A 14,966-nucleotide genomic window follows, 5' to 3' on the forward strand; every position below is an offset into this window, starting at 1 on the left:
CTCGGGCGACTAAACAGATAATAGAACTTACGCCATCTCGATTGCCGGGCCGGGCTGGGCAGCCACACGTCGAATGCCTTACTCCGCCAGCAAGGTAATCGCCAGTCGTTGTTAATCGTGCGCGTCACAGTTAGTTTGGACCACAAAACGTCCATTGCCGGCGTCCTTGAGTAGATGGTTGGTACGCGGCTTCCCCCTGACTAAACCGATCCTTCAATTCGCCGTCGGAACAGGCGACCTTATCGGCGACGCTGTAGTTTTCTCAACCGACATCCGCCGAACCAACCGCCGAGTCGGCTCTGATTTTGGCTAATTGCAAGCGCATCGCCAAGGCCGCCTCCAATCCCGGCTTGTTCGTCAACAAGTGATCGAGCATCAATTCAGCCGCTTCGTAAATACCCTGATCCAGATATAAACGCGCCAATTTCAACTGAGCGGCGCTATCGTCCGGAAACCTGCGAATGTAGGCATTGTAAGTGTCGATCGCCACCAGAATGTCGCCGTGTAAGCGCTGAATCTCGGCATACCAAGGCTGGTAAAGCGGATTCAACCGCGCCAGGCACTCCAACGCCAGATTGGCCTGATACACGTCATCGCATTCGACCGCGATCACGACGATGCGTGCCAGCGCTTCTTCCAACAACGAGTCCCCACCGTCGACAATCTGGCGATACGCATCCAGCGCCGCATCGTGATCGCGTGCCAACTCAGCCAAATAACCGGTTATCAGTGCTTGATACGGCGCGACATTTTCCGGTTCAGGGTGTTTTCGCAGACTATTTCGCAAGTCCGCCAATTCTTCGACTTTTTGGTGTTTGAATAGCATCCCCGCCCGTTGCCTCAGGTTTTGCAAGCTGCTTTGGCCTTTGGCTTGAACAAAATGCCGGGTTTCCCTATCGTGCAGTACCCGTAGATAGGCGCTATCCAATTCGGCCAGCTCGTGTTGCAGCGCCGCCGGGATTAATTCCGCCGCGAAACGCCGGCGCCATAAACGGACGCGACCGAAACTTCGATCCTTACGGGCTTGACCAATCAATACGCTAAAATCCGGATGCAAGGCCAGCTCCTGTTGCCTGGCCAATACTCTGTCGATCGAGGCTTCGATCAACTGCAGCAGCTTAGCCGCGCCGTCGCGATAGGCATCGTAAAATACGTTACCAAGCTGTTTTGCCTCTTCGGCGGTCCAATCCTGGTCGTTAAACGGTTTCGCCAGCTTGATAAAACGGCGTATGCCGAACTTCTTAACCAAGCGGCTGTAGTGGCGGTGTTCGCGTTTGAGCTTTTTCTCGATTTTATCGAGCTTCTGCTTGTCCTTGTACTCACCAATCACGCCGTGTTCGTTGTACATCGCGTCGTTGATACGTCGGGCGTCTTCCACCAGTTTGGCGATGGAGCGAATCTGAAATCGCGCTCTACGCAAATCCGTCAAGGCCTTGACGTAATACGCGGCTTCCTGGTCGGAACCCGCCAGGCGTGATTGAACAATGTCGGCTACATCAACCGCTGTTTGCGGCAAATCGAGTTCTGCAAGCGCTACATAGCCTATGCCGTCGACTTTGGCGGCGTGCTCGGACACGTTGACGATGTCGCAACCGGCGGCGGATAGATGACGGGCTTGCAACGCTAGCGAGTGTATCGCTTGGGCAAAGTCGCAACTGGTCGGCGCCATGCCGCCGGCGTTTGTCTGCACTTGCAGGGACGTCAAATTAAAGCGCGGCCCGGCCAGCGCTTCGTTGCTGCCTTTGGCATGGGTAAAGCCGTCGCGGGTAAAACATAAATCAACACCGGCCAGTACGATTCGCCGGAAGCCAAAACGATAAGCCACCTGCAGTGCTGTGTTCGTCACGGTCGGTCCAACGCTTTCCAGGTTGGGGCAATTCAGATCGCTGGTCCAAGGCACGCGATCGCCTAAGTACAAGGCCAGGCCTCGCCATTGATTTAACAGGGTAGGCACGGTGTGATGGGAACAGACGAAAACGGTACGCTCGTCGAATTCCAGCATTTCCTTGCTAATATCGAAGCTAAGTTCGGTCGGATCGACCGAAAAAATGAAGTCGGGAAATAGATCGGCTTGCAACAATTGTCGGGCGATCCTGGAAACGGCAAAAACGACCAAACGGTCGCGATGGGTCCTGACCCAAGGCAGCGCGCTATCCAAGGACGGGCCGCCGGCCAACAGAACCACAGTTTTACCGGCGAAGGCCCCCGCCAACAATTTGGCGGGCAATTTGTTGTCGGCAATGTTATGGATTTGCCGGGCAATGAATGCCTCCGCGCCTAATTCGACGCTGGTCTGCCAATGCAGTTGCGACAATAGTTCGGTAACATGCCAACTCAGCTCGGCATATTCCTCGATATAATCGTCCTGGGCGCAGATTGCATTGTATGACCGGACCGCATCGATATAGAAATAGTCGGTAATCTTAAAGCGACCGATAGCGTCCACCCAATCGCTCATCGCGATACAGGCCATACGCTCGTCCATATCCGTCAATAAACCGTTAGCGCCGAGCGCCGCTAGTACCGACTCCGGTTCGATAAACAGATAGCGGGTTCCGTTAGGTAGCGGCCTCGCTTGCAAATAACGAAGCAGTAAACCGGAATCGGTGCCGATTATGACGTTTAACGCGTCTTCTTCGAACAAAGCCTTGCCGAACTTCGTATCGAATAGCACCTCGGCGCTAACCTTATCGAAGCCGTGCCGATTCAGGTTGTAATAGTACCGCTCCCCGAAATCGTTAACGCACAATGGCCCCAAGCGTTGTTCTTCCGAACCCTGTTCGCACTGTGTCATGTTTGGAACCCCGGTTAGTCGGCATCTCGACCATTATCCCGTTTGCACGGCTAAACTCAAGCCGGCGTTATTGCAACAACTGCAACACGCCTTGCGTTACTTTGTTGGCCTGCGCCAGCATCGCGGTTCCAGCCTGTTGCAAGATTTGGCCGCGACTCAAGTTCGAAGTTTCCGAAGCAAAATCGGCATCCATAATCCGCGAACGCGCCGAACTTTGATTTTCAATAGACGATTGCAAGTTGGAGATCGTCGTCATAAACCGGTTCTGAATCGCACCCAAATTGGAACGGAACACGTCGACTTTTCGAATCGCGGTATCGATTGCGTTAATCGCCGACCGAACGTTGTTTGAGGTCGCGTCGGAACCGATCGACAATTTAGTGCCAAACAAGGCGCTTAAGCTATTAACGGTCGCCAAATCCGAGACTGTCACCGAAATTTGGTTGTCGGTCGCGGTGTTGGCACCGATCTGAAAATTGGCATTTTTTAACGAACCGTTCAAAATTTTCTTGCCGTTGAATTCGGTATTTTGAATGATACGCTTGACCTCGGCACCCAATTGCTTGAATTCCGTCTGCAATTTTTGTCGGTCTTCGGTACTCACCGCCGCCCGGTTGGCCGCTTGCACGGCAAGGTCGCGCATGCGCTGCAAAGTCTCTGTGATGGTTCCCATCCCCGCCTCAGCGGTTTGCGCCATCGAAATGCCGTCGTTGGCGTTGCGCATCGCGACCGTCATGCCGCGAATTTGCGACGTCATTCTATCGGCTATCGCCAAGCCGGCCGCATCGTCCTTGGCGCTGTTGACTCGCAAACCAGAGGACAGACGTTCCATCGACGTTTGCAAACTGTCGTTCGTCCTGCTTAAAAACTTTTGGCTGTTCAACGAAGCGATGTTCGTATTAATGACCATTGATGATGGCATGATCGTTCTCCCGGTTTATCCTGAATGAAGTAGGCATGTTTGCCGCCATCCAGAATCAATCACTTTCCATGCCAACAAATAAAATTACTTTATTTTCAATAAATTATAAAATTTTGCTTCGTGAAACATCGCCTATCTATCCGTAGCGGCAACGGGATTTTGCCGCTCCGCTTGCCGCCAACGCCGGCCGGCGACAATTTTTTGACGACACGCCGCCGTACAATTATCGGACGCGCCTAATAATCTTCCCTCGCCGCTAAAAGCAGACTGAGACAAGTCTCGACGGGATTTTGCCGAAGCTTTACTGCCGTAAAAGATTGGCCTCGCAAGTGGCCGGTGAACACTAAAACCGGCGACCTAACATTTCCGGCCTTGCCATTTGTACGACACGTTCAGATTGATAGCTATTTTCGAGATCCGAAGAATTCCGGAGGCGGGGATCAGCGAGGAAGCTGATTTGGCATTTCGATAGGATAAAGAATGAGTTTACTTCTACTTGGAGTTGACGCAAGAAAAGCTCAAGCAACACCCCCTTAGCACAGGATTGAACCAATCTCGCGGAAGCCGATCTTGGGCAGTTTTCTAAACTGGCGATTGAACTTAACCAGCGCGATAGGCGCGTAACGCACGCTTGCCTTTTTCGAAAGCCAATTGATTGGTCTTGGCTTGAGCTTGAAGTTGTTGGATCTGCGCCAGAAACGCGTTATCCAGTTCGGCCACGTTCCGCGCGAACTGCTTCGCCTGAGGTTTTTCCGATTCGGCTAGCGGCATCGTCGCTAACGCCTCCAGCCAAGCCTGCCTCTCGTTCAATAAAACCGACAAATTTTCCCAGTCCTCCTGGGTTATGTGGCCTTTTATGGCTGCGTTAAATTGCTCCAGACGCTCTTGCCAGGCCAGGAAATCAACGCGAGGACCGGTTGCCATCACGCAATCGCATCCCAAGCTTCCTTAATGTCGCGCATCAATGTCGCGACTTCGTTAAGCTTGTCTTCGCTGTTTTCGCGACTGGCTTCCAATAGCCGGATGTTCATATAGTCGTATAGTTGGCGCAGATTGGCCGCGATTTCGCCACCACGTTCCAAATCCACGGCTTCATTCAAGCCGCCAACGATGCCGATCGCCTTGGAGATGTAGATACTTTTGGCCTCCATGTCATGATGGGCTATCGCGCCCTTCGCGGAGTTGACTCTAGCCAAGAAACCCTCCATCAACATCTGAATCAAACGATGCGGAGAATCCTCTCCGAGACCGCTGGAAGTGTGCACATCGGCATATTGCCTAGCACCTCTCTTATGGGCATCTACATACATGGGAATCCCCCTTCCGGTTTATAAATTATTGATCCAACTTGTCAAAAATGAACCAGTCGAATTAAATTGCCCGACCAGCACATCCATCGCGGTAAATTGCTTTTGCAAGGATTTCTGAAAGTTATCCATCCTAACCTGCACGTCGGTCCGCCTATCTTCCAATGTGGTTAATTGCTTTTTCAACGAGCTTTGCTGAGTATCCAAGTTACCGCCGGACTGCAACAATCCCGTTAACGTCGAGTCCAGACGGGTGGCAACACCGTCGCTTGAAGAAAACACATCGCCGACCGAATCGAAATCGGCCGCCAAGGCGGTATCTAGCTGGGTACTGTCCAAGGACATCACGCCATCTTTATCGATTTTGACGCCAATTAACGCTAAGGAGTTGTAATTGCCTGTCGCCGACGAAACCACCGAGGTCGTATTTGTCCGCACTTGGCTGGTGACATAACGTAAGGTTGCATCGCCAATTAACGCGCCGTTACCGTCGCCGCTGCCATCGGTACTGCCGCCGTATTTGCCAAGGTCTTTGGTGGTGGTGTGCAGTTTGTTGTAAGCCGTAACGAAACTGTTGATAGACTTGGTAATCGCGGCCTTATCCACACCGATGTCTATGTTTACCGAAGTACCAGGCTCTTGGGACTGTAAATTGAGCGTCACTCCCGGTAAGACATCGGTGATAGTATTGCTGCTACGCGTTGCAGTCTGTCCGTCCACCTTAATAATCGCGTCTTGGGCAACCGATGGATTATCGAAATTCGTCGAAAACAACTGAGACAGCCCGGAAGTATCCGTATCGTTGCCGTCGCTATCGCTACCACTGACAGTAAACGCATTCGTCGTGCCGCTGTTTTTGGCTGTCAACACCAGTTTAGATACCGTGCCGGTTCCGGCGGCATTGTCGACATTAACGATGCTGGCGCTGACGAAACTATTGCCCGACGCGCTATTGATCGCATCACGCATTTTCTCCAGCGTATTGTTACTACTGTCCACGGTCAGGCTGAATGTCGAACCCGAAGTCGCGGTAAACGATAAAGTACCGGTACCGACCGTCGTAGTCGTAATATCGGAAAACTCGGCTTTGGCGATCGACTTTTGAGCCTTGGCCAGCTGGGTCACTTCCAGCGAATATGAACCGGCAACCGCCGAGGCTCCGGCGGTTGCCTTCAAAATAGATTCGTCGGAGGAGGAAGCGGTGTGGGTCTTAAAAACACTACCGTCTTTCAACGAAGCGAGCGCCGTCTGAAAGTCTGACAGTCCGCTCTTCAACGTACCCAAGCCGCTCAACCGGGCGTTGGCGGCGTCCTCCTGACGCTGAATCGCGTTGAAGGCCGGCTGGCCCTCAGCGGTTACCAATTGAGAGACCAGCGAATTAATGTCGATACCGCTACCGATACCTGTCGTGGAAACTATGCTCATGACACCCTCCTCAACGAACCGCCGCTATCCCACGCTAAGCCCGATCCTGAATAACCGAACCTTGATGCCCGTCTAACTCTTGCATTCGCCTGATAAACGCCAACATTTCCTCCGACGGAATTTGCCTTACCACATCGCCGGTTTCGCTATCGACAATCTTGACGACCAATTCTTGCGTTGAATCGTCCACTTTAAATTGCAGATTGCGGGTTACGGCCTGCAACAGCGAATTGCCTTGATCGGCCGCCTGCTTTACCGTATCCAATGTCACTTTAGCGTCGTTCTGCTTGTCCTCGTCCTGTTTCGAATTCAAAGAAGACGCCGTTGAATCGCTTTGCAACGCAGACACCGCCGAACTGGCTTGATTCGCCTCGGTTCTAGTGCTGGAAAACGACTTTTCATCCGTTTGCTTATCGGTTTTCACAACAGTCAAGGGGGCTAGCTTCAGCACATTTGAAATTTCACTATTCATGATGCTCACCCTATGTTGTCAGTGTTAAAGGAAAGATTGCGCCATGACGGCGCAATCTTCCTATCCAAACTACCGGAGCAAACTCAAGACGTTTTGCGTAGACTGATTCGCTTGCGCCAACATTGCGGTACCCGCTTGTTGCAGAATTTGCTGTCTACTCAAGTTCGATGTCTCTGTCGCGAAGTCCGCATCCAGGATCCGGGATCTTGCCGCGCTTTGATTCTCGATCGACGAGTTCAAGTTGGCAATTGTCGTTGTAAACCGGTTTTGAATCGCACCCAATGTAGATCTAAAAGTATCTATCTTTTTGATCGCGGTATCAATCGCTGTCATTGCCGATCTGACGTTTCCAGAGGTCGCCATCGACCCAATCGACAATTTGGTACCGAACAAGGCGCTCAAGCTGTTGACCGCGGTTAAATCGGAAATATTCACGGAAACCTGGTTATCCGTGGCGGTATTGGCACCCACTTGAAAGTTAGCGTTTTTCAACGAACCGTTCAAAATTTTCTTACCGTTGAATTCGGTATTCTGAATGATACGTTTCATCTCCAAACCCAATTGCTTGAATTCGGTTTGTAATTTCTCGCGGTCGGAAGAACCGACCGCCGCCCTGTTGGCCGCCTGTACGGACAAATCGCGCATCCGTTGCAAGGTATCGGTGAGAGCGCCCATGCCGGACTCGGCCGTTTGCGCCATCGAAATTCCGTCGTTCGCGTTACGCACCGCCACCGTCATACCCCGGATTTGCGATGTCATCTTGTCGCTAATCGCTAAACCGGCCGCGTCGTCTTTCGCGGAATTCACCCGCAAACCGGAAGATAAGCGCTCCATCGAAGTCTGCAAAGACATGTTGGTATTGCTCAAAAACCTTTGACTGTTCAACGAAGCTACGTTTGTGTTGATTACCATTGCCATGATGTTACCCTCCAAAATCCGAAAACTGAGCCGCCGCCGGAATTATTTGTTTTGGTTGATTTACGAAAAAAAGGTTTGTTTTCAAACTCGCTGGATGTATCGGCCCCGATTTGAAATCCTTTAACCCTCGTCATCAAAAATATTTGGCGAATTCGCCCTGCGCGCGCAGAAAATCGGCTTCCCGACCAATATCCAGCCAATAGTCGTTCACCGGAAACATAGACACCGTCTCGCCTAGCGCGATTTGCTGGTTAAACAGTGCCGGCATATCCAGGCTTTTCTGGCCGGCGATCCCTGCAATCAAACTGTGATCGAGCACATAGATTCCGGCGTTGGCCAAGCAGCTCTGCAACGGCTTTTCCTCGATACCGACGATCCGTTGCTGTTCCAACATCACGACGCCGTAAGGAATCTGATACTCGTACTGGCGGACGCACATCGTCGCGATCGCTTGCTGTTCGTTGTGGTAAGCCAACAATCGCGAAAAGTCGATCTGGGTCAAGATATCGCCATTCATGACGATCAATGGCACGTCCGGCAAGCTATCAGGCAGTAACCCGATCGCACCGGCCGTCCCCATCGGCTCGACCTCGTCGATATACCGAATGCTTATCCCCCAGCGATCGCCCTCTCCGAAGTAATCCTTGATCTGGTCGGCCCGGTAATGCACCGCGATAAAGAATTGGCGGAAACCTGATTTCACGAAATTTTCGATGATGGTTTCCAGAATCGGCTTTCCGCCGATTTCTAGTAATGGTTTCGGCCTATCGTCGGTATAAGGCCGCAGCCGTTTGCCGAATCCCCCCGCCATCAAAAACACCGGATTCGGAAAAGCCGGCTGCTTGTATAAAGCCTGCAGCGATTCCAAGCGCACCACTCGGCCACGCTCGTCCACCACCGGCAACTGATACAAATGATGCCCCTCCATCACCGCGATCAATTGGGTCTTACTGTCGGTCTCGCTGGCCACCTTAGGCCGCTTGTTCATCACTTCGCCGACCGGATGCTCCAGCGCCAGGCCCCGAATCAAGGCTCGGCGAATGTCGCCATCGGTAACCACCCCGACCAAGCGCCCGTCTTCATCCACTACCAACGCGATTTGCAGCGCGCCACGGTCGATCACCTCTATCGTGGTCCGTAACGTTGCTTCCGGACTTATCACTACCTGTTGCCAATGCTGTTTCATGATTCAATATCCTTGAGCTGCGATCGGGCCGGATAGACGATTTGCCGAACCGCAACGTCGCGCGTCACGACACTGCCGGCACCTATCACGCTACCCGCGCCCACGCGAATTCCTTGGATTACGACCGCGCCGGCACCGACATGTGTCCTATCGCCAATTTCGACACCTCCGCTTAACACCGCGCCCGGTGCGACATGCACATGGCGGCCGATTACGCAGTCGTGCTCGACGATGGCACCGCTGTTTACGATGGTGTTCTCAGCAATATGCGTGCCTGCCTGAATTATGGCGCCCGCCATGATTTGCACGCCAGCCGCCAATTCCACGCTCCCCGCCAAAAAACACGTCGGATCGACGACATGACCGAAGCGGTAACCGCGCTCGGCGAATGTCTCGAAAAGTCGAGACCGCGTGCCGGGGTCACGGGGCAGCGAGCCAAGCCCGTTTATCAGCGCAATGTCTTCTGAGCCGTAATCGGCAACGACCTCATCCCCGCCCAATACAGGTAGGTCGAGCCAACTATCACCTTGTCGCTTGGCCGGGTCGGCGACTCCCAGAATATCGACCTCCAGGCGCCGCAAAATGTCCAACAAAACCTTGGCGTGCCCCCCGCTACCGAGCAAAACCACCGGCAGCTTCATGAAATCAAATCGTCCATTTGATAAGCGCGCGGGCTGGTTTGTCCCAACAACCGCCAATATTCCATCGGGCTCAAGCCTGTGCCCGGCCGTTTGGCCGCCAAATTTTCGACGCTGAACGGCTCGCCAATCGCAATATCCGCGACCGCCACCAGACTTTTGCGTACCACATCGCGATTTTGCAACTCGATCGGTTGCGGGATTTTGCCTGCACCTCCCAAAGCCAACTCGACTGAGCGAATAGCCGCTACCATTTGCGTCAATTCCGCCGGTTCCAGCGAAACCCGATGATCCGGCCCCTGCAAGCCTCTATCCAACGTAAAATGTTTTTCGATCAACACCGCGCCGCGTGCCGCCGCGGCAATAGGCACCGCCAACCCCTCGGTATGATCGGAATATCCCACCCGCAAGCCGAACGCTTGCGCCAGCGTATCCATCGCCCGCAGTTGAACGTGTTCCAGCGGCGTCGGATACTCGCTGGTGCAATGCAGCAACGTGACTTTTTCTCGCAGTGCCGCCTGGCCGGCGTCGCAGCCGTAAGCTTGCCGAAACCGCGCCAAACTCGGCCGCTCCCAACCTAAGAAGCCGAAGGCCAACACCCCCAGCGCGGTCTCCACCTCACCCAAAGTCGCCATGCCGGTGGACAACACAAGCTCTTTTCCGGTCGCGGCGTGAGCCAGCAAAAACGGACCGTTAGTGATTTCACCGGAAGGTACTTTCAGTTGCCTAACGCCGATTTCGCCGGTCAAGAATGCCAAGCTGTCGAAATCGAACGCGGTCGATAAAAACTCGATACCGTGCTCGGCGCAGTAGTCGCGCAATCGCACGTGGAATTCGTATTTCAGCTCCAGTTTCCGCAGCATCGCCAGTTGGCTCTCGCCGGCATCGGTGGTTTCTCGCTGATAGGCCGCCTTGCCGGCCTTACCGGTCACCAGTTTGTCGGCTTTAAAGGTTTGAAATTTGACCGCATCGGCGCCCGCCGCCACCGCAGCGTCTATCAACGCGATTGCGGTGTCCAGGTCACCGTTATGATTCACGCCGGCTTCGGCGATGATATAGATACTCGTCATCCTGTCGTTCTCAAAAACTCAATCGAACACGTCGCCCCAATCCGGCGGCGGGTTGCCGACGGCGGACTTCTCTTTTTCGTCGGAAGGCTCGGTCTCTTGTCCGCTGTTGTCGTCCTGCGACTCTTCGCCGGCTACTTCGGCCGTCTCGGAACCCGGCATCGAACTGAGATAACTGTTCAGCAAGCGGCACAAACCGTCGTAAAAGCCGCTAACCGCTTGCTGTTGCATTTGCTGCTCGAAAAAACCGTGCAAAAACTGTTTTTCGGCCAAAATCAGACTTTCGGATAACTCCCGCGCCTTTTGCTCGTCCAGCCGGTATTTGCCGACGAGCATCTCAGCCATTTGATCGCTGCGCTGGCCCTGCCGGTCCTTAATATCGTCCAATAAATGCTCCAGCTCCGCCTGACTCTGTTTGCGCTTGCGCCAAGCGACCAGCATCAAGGCAACCAATGCGATCAACAGCACCAACAGCAGATTGACCAATACCACGACCAGCAGCGATTCGTCCATACTACTCCTCTGCCTCGCCAGCGACATTGATCCGGATGCTGTGTTCGGCTTCCGCGAACACTTGCAACATTTTCTTACTGCTGTTTTCCAATTCCAGCGCCGTCTGATTGCCGCTAAACACGCGGGTATATTCGGCGGAAATTTCGTCTATGGTTTTCATCGCGGTGTCCAGCTGTCGAACCAGTTGTTGGTTGATGCGCTCCATGGCCGCCAGCTTGTCGACCTGCCCAACGGCACCGCTTGTCGGCTCGGGGTGATCGACCAATAGATTCTGGTACGGCTCGGCCAATTCGTCGATTTTTCTCTCGATGTCGGCCAGTGTCGCCAAATCCCGCTGTAAAAACAGCCTAAATATTTGCTGGAACAGGGCCCTCTCGGCTTTGAGTACCGCCGTCAGCACCGATTCGACCGTTTCGACCGGCAAACCGCAGTCTTCGCCTAGAAATTGTTCCAACCGATGTTGTTTGACCAAACTTTGCTCGTCCATTTGATCGATAAAGCGGTCGACTTCCGCCATTTCCCGGCCACGCCGGTTCCGAGACAGGAAAAACAATACTGCCATTAACAATACCAATACGACTAGGGCTTCCGCCATCAGCACCACGACGACCGAGTCGAGCTGAATCATGCCAACCTCTCCAATAACGCTTGCTGTTTGCGAAATTGCGCTTGCTTAAAGGCCCGGTAACCGAAATAACCAGTTCCGGCGATCAGCAGGTTCAACCCCAGCACAATGCCGGCAACCTGCAACCAATTGGTCTCGCTCACGGGCTCTCCATGAGCGTCCTCGCTCTCTCGCGCGGCCGCATCGCCGTGCTCCGCATCGGCCGCGACATCCGGTTCGGCCGGATGTGTCTCGGAGGCGGTCGGCTCGGCGACAAACCAACTATCGTCTATCGTGACCGGCGGCACCAACGGTTCCAACGTGTTACCGTCCTTACCGCGGGCAGTAACACTAAAGCTGACTTGTGTCGTCCCGCCGATCGGAACATCGGCCAAAACCAAGTCCCAGCGCCCGTCGTGCGCGGTCAACGCTCTGGATTCGCCGGCTTGACCCGCTCGGCCGATGCTGACGTTGACGGACATCCCGGTCGTGTCCAGGAGAGCGGTATCGGGAACCAAGGTCAGCGTGACCCGACGCGCGGCAATATCGATCTGCTTTTCGACGGCAATCGGTGCCGCCACCACTTCAAACTCATGGACGATTTCACGCCGGAAAGTCTTGCCGTCGGCCACTACCCGTAACAGATGCTTACCGAGCCCCGGATTCAGCGCATTCCAACCAAAGTAGCCCGCTTCGCCAGTCGCCGCCATATTGGTCGGCGTCTGCTGGTCCACGGTAACCTGCAAGCTCAGCATCGCGAGAAAATCCGCCCTGTCAATCAATTGGCCGCCATCGGTAAAATGCGCTTTGACGGTCAAACCCTGCTTTTCGGTTAAGAAATTCGGCAATTCGCCCAGTTGCAATTTCAAGTCGGTCACGATCATGACCCGGTTATCCGGGTCCACCTCCGCTTCCAGGCGCCATTCACCGGCGCGCGGCTCTCTGACGGTTATCAGATCGTAATTGGCGCTCTCCAGCCAGGACACGTTGCCGGAGGCGCTTTGCTTGCCGAGCTTTACGCCATCCGGCGTCCACAACAAAGTCGGCGCCGCGCCGGGCTTCTTGAACACCAGCACCGAAAACTCCTTGATGCTGGCGTCCACCTCGAAGCGATTTCCCGCCAGCGGCAGACTGTCCTTGGGCGCGGCCTTTTGCGCCATCTTAACGAAAACCCGCTGTAACTGGTCGGCCGACTCGGCGACTTCGGCCCATCCGCCGGTCTCGCCCGCCAAGCGTTGCAACAACTCCTTATCGGCTTGAGCGGACAACGCGATGGTCTCGACCTTGACCCGCATTTGCTGCAAGCGCGGTATCCATTCGCTGAGGATACGCTCGCGCGAATCGGCACTCTCCATAATGTCCTTGGAAATATCGACGAAACCATCGGTCAGTAAAATCAGATGTTTATTTCCCGTTCCCGCAAACCCACCGTCCAAGACGCTTTTTATCGCGTCCTCGATATTGGTGTAGAGTCCGCGCGAGTGAATATTCGCGGTAGCCTTGCCGGCTTGCTGTTTCCAGGCGGGTGAAACCGCGTCGCTAGCGGAAAGGACCTCGGTTTTTTCAGCGAACAAACGTAAACCGGCCTTGGCATTATCCGGTAATAAGTTGACCAGCAAACGGCTGGCTTCAATGCGCAAATTATGCGGATCGTTTTGCTTCATACTGCCGGACACGTCGATCAGCACTTGAATCTCGTCGGTCGCCGGCACTTGCGCCTGGAGACATGCGCTCCAGGCGATCAACCAGCCGATCACCGCAAAAATTAACGCTTTGGCCATGAATCTATCCGCGAAAGAGGGCAATAGATTGCAAATATAGTTCAAGCCTCCCACGGGAAGACGACTTTTATTCGGCCGGCGCCGGTTACACTTTATAATGGCGACACTATTACACACAAAGGAGAGCTTATGTCTATCAAACGAATGGTCGATCTGGATCTGGCAGGCAAGCGCGTGTTGATCCGCCAGGATTTGAACGTGCCGGTGAAGGACGGCAAAGTCACCAGCGATTTGCGCATCCAAGCCAGCGTACCGACCGTGGAAAAGGCCTTGGCCGGAGGCGCGGCGGTCATTTTGATGTCGCATCTGGGCCGTCCCACCGAAGGCGAATACGACGAAGCTTCCAGCTTGAAACCGGTCGCCGAACGTTTTTCGCAATTGCTCGGCAAACCGGTGCGGTTGGTGAAAGATTGGCTGGATGGCGTGGATGTCGCGGCCGGCGAAGTCGTGCTGTGCGAGAACGTCCGCTTTAATAAAGGCGAGAAGAAAAACAATGCCGAGCTGGGCCAAAAGATGGCCAAATTGTGCGACATCTTCGTGATGGACGCCTTCGGCACCGCCCATCGCGCCGAAGCCTCCACCCACGCCGTCGCCGAATACGCGCCTGTCGCGTGTGCCGGCCCGTTGCTGGCGGCGGAGCTAGACGCGCTGGGCAAGGCGCTGGAAACCCCGGCTCATCCGCTGGTCGCCATCGTCGGCGGCTCCAAGGTGTCCACCAAGCTGACCGTGCTGGAATCCTTGTCCACCAAGGTCGATCAATTGATCGTCGGCGGCGGCATCGCCAATACCTTCATCGCGGCGGCTGGCTATAACGTCGGCAAATCGTTGTACGAAGCCGATTTAATCGCGGAAGCTCAAAAACTGATCGCGGCCGCCAAGCAACGCGGCGCCGACATCCCGGTACCGGTTGACGTGGTCTGCGCCAAGGAATTTTCGGAATCCGCCGCGGCAACGGTCAAAGCGGTTAGCGACGTGGCGGACGACGACCTGATTTTGGACATCGGGCCGGAAACCGCCCGGCAATATGCCGACATTCTGAAAACCGCCGGCACCATCGTTTGGAACGGCCCGGTCGGCGTGTTCGAAATCGATCAATTCGGCGAAGGCACCCAATCGCTGTCGCTGGCGATTGCCGAAAGCCCGGCGTTTTCGATTGCCGGCGGCGGCGACACCCTGGCAGCCATCGACAAATATGCGATCGCCGACAAAGTGTCTTATACATCGACCGGCGGCGGCGCTTTCCTGGAATTTCTGGAAGGCAAGGAATTGCCGGCCGTGGCGATTCTGAAAACCCGCGCCTAAGCGGAAATACAGCCCCCGGCGCGACGCAGTCCTCGCT

General features: G+C 54.4%; 14 protein-coding genes. 1 reads left to right on the forward strand and 13 read right to left on the reverse strand.

Features of this window, described 5'->3' with window-relative positions; genetic code table 11:
• Nucleotides 1-262 precede the first annotated feature (262 nt).
• The 13 genes from ACQE3E_RS18740 to ACQE3E_RS18800 form a co-directional block, all read right to left on the reverse strand.
• On the reverse strand, nt 263-2,794 hold the full coding sequence (locus tag ACQE3E_RS18740; RefSeq protein ID WP_313730736.1) for a 6-hydroxymethylpterin diphosphokinase MptE-like protein: 2,532 nt from the start codon (nt 2,792-2,794) through the stop codon (nt 263-265).
• Between the two features lie 67 nt (nt 2,795-2,861).
• Nucleotides 2,862-3,716 (reverse strand): flagellin, encoded by an 855-nt coding sequence (locus tag ACQE3E_RS18745; protein ID WP_064030685.1) that lies wholly within the window; start codon nt 3,714-3,716, stop codon nt 2,862-2,864.
• A gap of 600 nt (nt 3,717-4,316) precedes the next feature.
• On the reverse strand, nt 4,317-4,640 hold the full coding sequence (gene fliT, locus ACQE3E_RS18750) for a flagellar protein FliT (RefSeq protein ID WP_168032653.1): 324 nt from the start codon (nt 4,638-4,640) through the stop codon (nt 4,317-4,319).
• Entirely contained in the window at nt 4,640-5,026 is a 387-nt protein-coding gene (gene fliS / locus ACQE3E_RS18755; protein WP_064030687.1) for a flagellar export chaperone FliS, read from the reverse strand. The genes fliT and fliS overlap by 1 nt, the downstream gene beginning before the upstream one ends.
• An 18-nt stretch (nt 5,027-5,044) precedes the next feature.
• Nucleotides 5,045-6,448 carry a flagellar filament capping protein FliD gene (gene fliD, locus ACQE3E_RS18760; RefSeq protein WP_071160542.1) on the reverse strand — a complete coding sequence of 468 codons (1,404 nt, stop codon included), beginning with the start codon at nt 6,446-6,448 and terminating at the stop codon, nt 5,045-5,047.
• 34 nt (nt 6,449-6,482) lie between these two features.
• Nucleotides 6,483-6,920 carry a flagellar protein FlaG gene (locus ACQE3E_RS18765; protein ID WP_064030689.1) on the reverse strand — a complete coding sequence of 146 codons (438 nt, stop codon included), beginning with the start codon at nt 6,918-6,920 and terminating at the stop codon, nt 6,483-6,485.
• A 69-nt stretch (nt 6,921-6,989) separates the two neighbouring features.
• The gene (locus ACQE3E_RS18770; RefSeq protein WP_064030690.1) at nt 6,990-7,838 is read right to left on the reverse strand and encodes a flagellin; all 849 of its coding nucleotides are present in this window, start codon (nt 7,836-7,838) and stop codon (nt 6,990-6,992) included.
• Between the two features lie 133 nt (nt 7,839-7,971).
• Complete coding sequence (locus tag ACQE3E_RS18775) at nt 7,972-9,024, reverse strand: nucleotidyltransferase family protein (RefSeq protein ID WP_313730734.1); 1,053 nt, start codon at nt 9,022-9,024, stop codon at nt 7,972-7,974.
• A complete protein-coding gene (locus tag ACQE3E_RS18780; RefSeq protein WP_313730733.1) occupies nt 9,021-9,665 on the reverse strand; it encodes an acetyltransferase in 645 nt (214 codons plus the stop codon). The genes ACQE3E_RS18775 and ACQE3E_RS18780 overlap by 4 nt, the downstream gene beginning before the upstream one ends.
• Entirely contained in the window at nt 9,662-10,732 is a 1,071-nt protein-coding gene (gene neuB / locus ACQE3E_RS18785; protein WP_313730732.1) for an N-acetylneuraminate synthase, read from the reverse strand. Before neuB ends, ACQE3E_RS18780 begins: the two co-directional genes overlap by 4 nt.
• Before the next feature lie 18 nt (nt 10,733-10,750).
• The gene (locus ACQE3E_RS18790; RefSeq protein WP_313730731.1) at nt 10,751-11,242 is read right to left on the reverse strand and encodes a hypothetical protein; all 492 of its coding nucleotides are present in this window, start codon (nt 11,240-11,242) and stop codon (nt 10,751-10,753) included.
• A gap of 1 nt (nt 11,243) precedes the next feature.
• Nucleotides 11,244-11,870, reverse strand: a complete 627-nt coding sequence (locus ACQE3E_RS18795) for a hypothetical protein (protein WP_313730729.1) — start codon at nt 11,868-11,870, stop codon at nt 11,244-11,246.
• Nucleotides 11,867-13,627 carry a VWA domain-containing protein gene (locus ACQE3E_RS18800; RefSeq protein WP_313730728.1) on the reverse strand — a complete coding sequence of 587 codons (1,761 nt, stop codon included), beginning with the start codon at nt 13,625-13,627 and terminating at the stop codon, nt 11,867-11,869. Before ACQE3E_RS18800 ends, ACQE3E_RS18795 begins: the two co-directional genes overlap by 4 nt.
• 129 nt (nt 13,628-13,756) lie before the next feature.
• On the opposite strand from ACQE3E_RS18800, the gene ACQE3E_RS18805 reads away from it, so the two are divergent.
• Nucleotides 13,757-14,929 carry a phosphoglycerate kinase gene (locus ACQE3E_RS18805; RefSeq protein WP_071160548.1) on the forward strand — a complete coding sequence of 391 codons (1,173 nt, stop codon included), beginning with the start codon at nt 13,757-13,759 and terminating at the stop codon, nt 14,927-14,929.
• The last annotated feature ends 37 nt before the right edge of the window (nt 14,930-14,966 follow it).

The organism is Methylomonas sp. MED-D, assembly GCF_050276835.1.
Taxonomy (GTDB): Bacteria; Pseudomonadota; Gammaproteobacteria; order Methylococcales; family Methylomonadaceae; genus Methylomonas; species Methylomonas koyamae_A.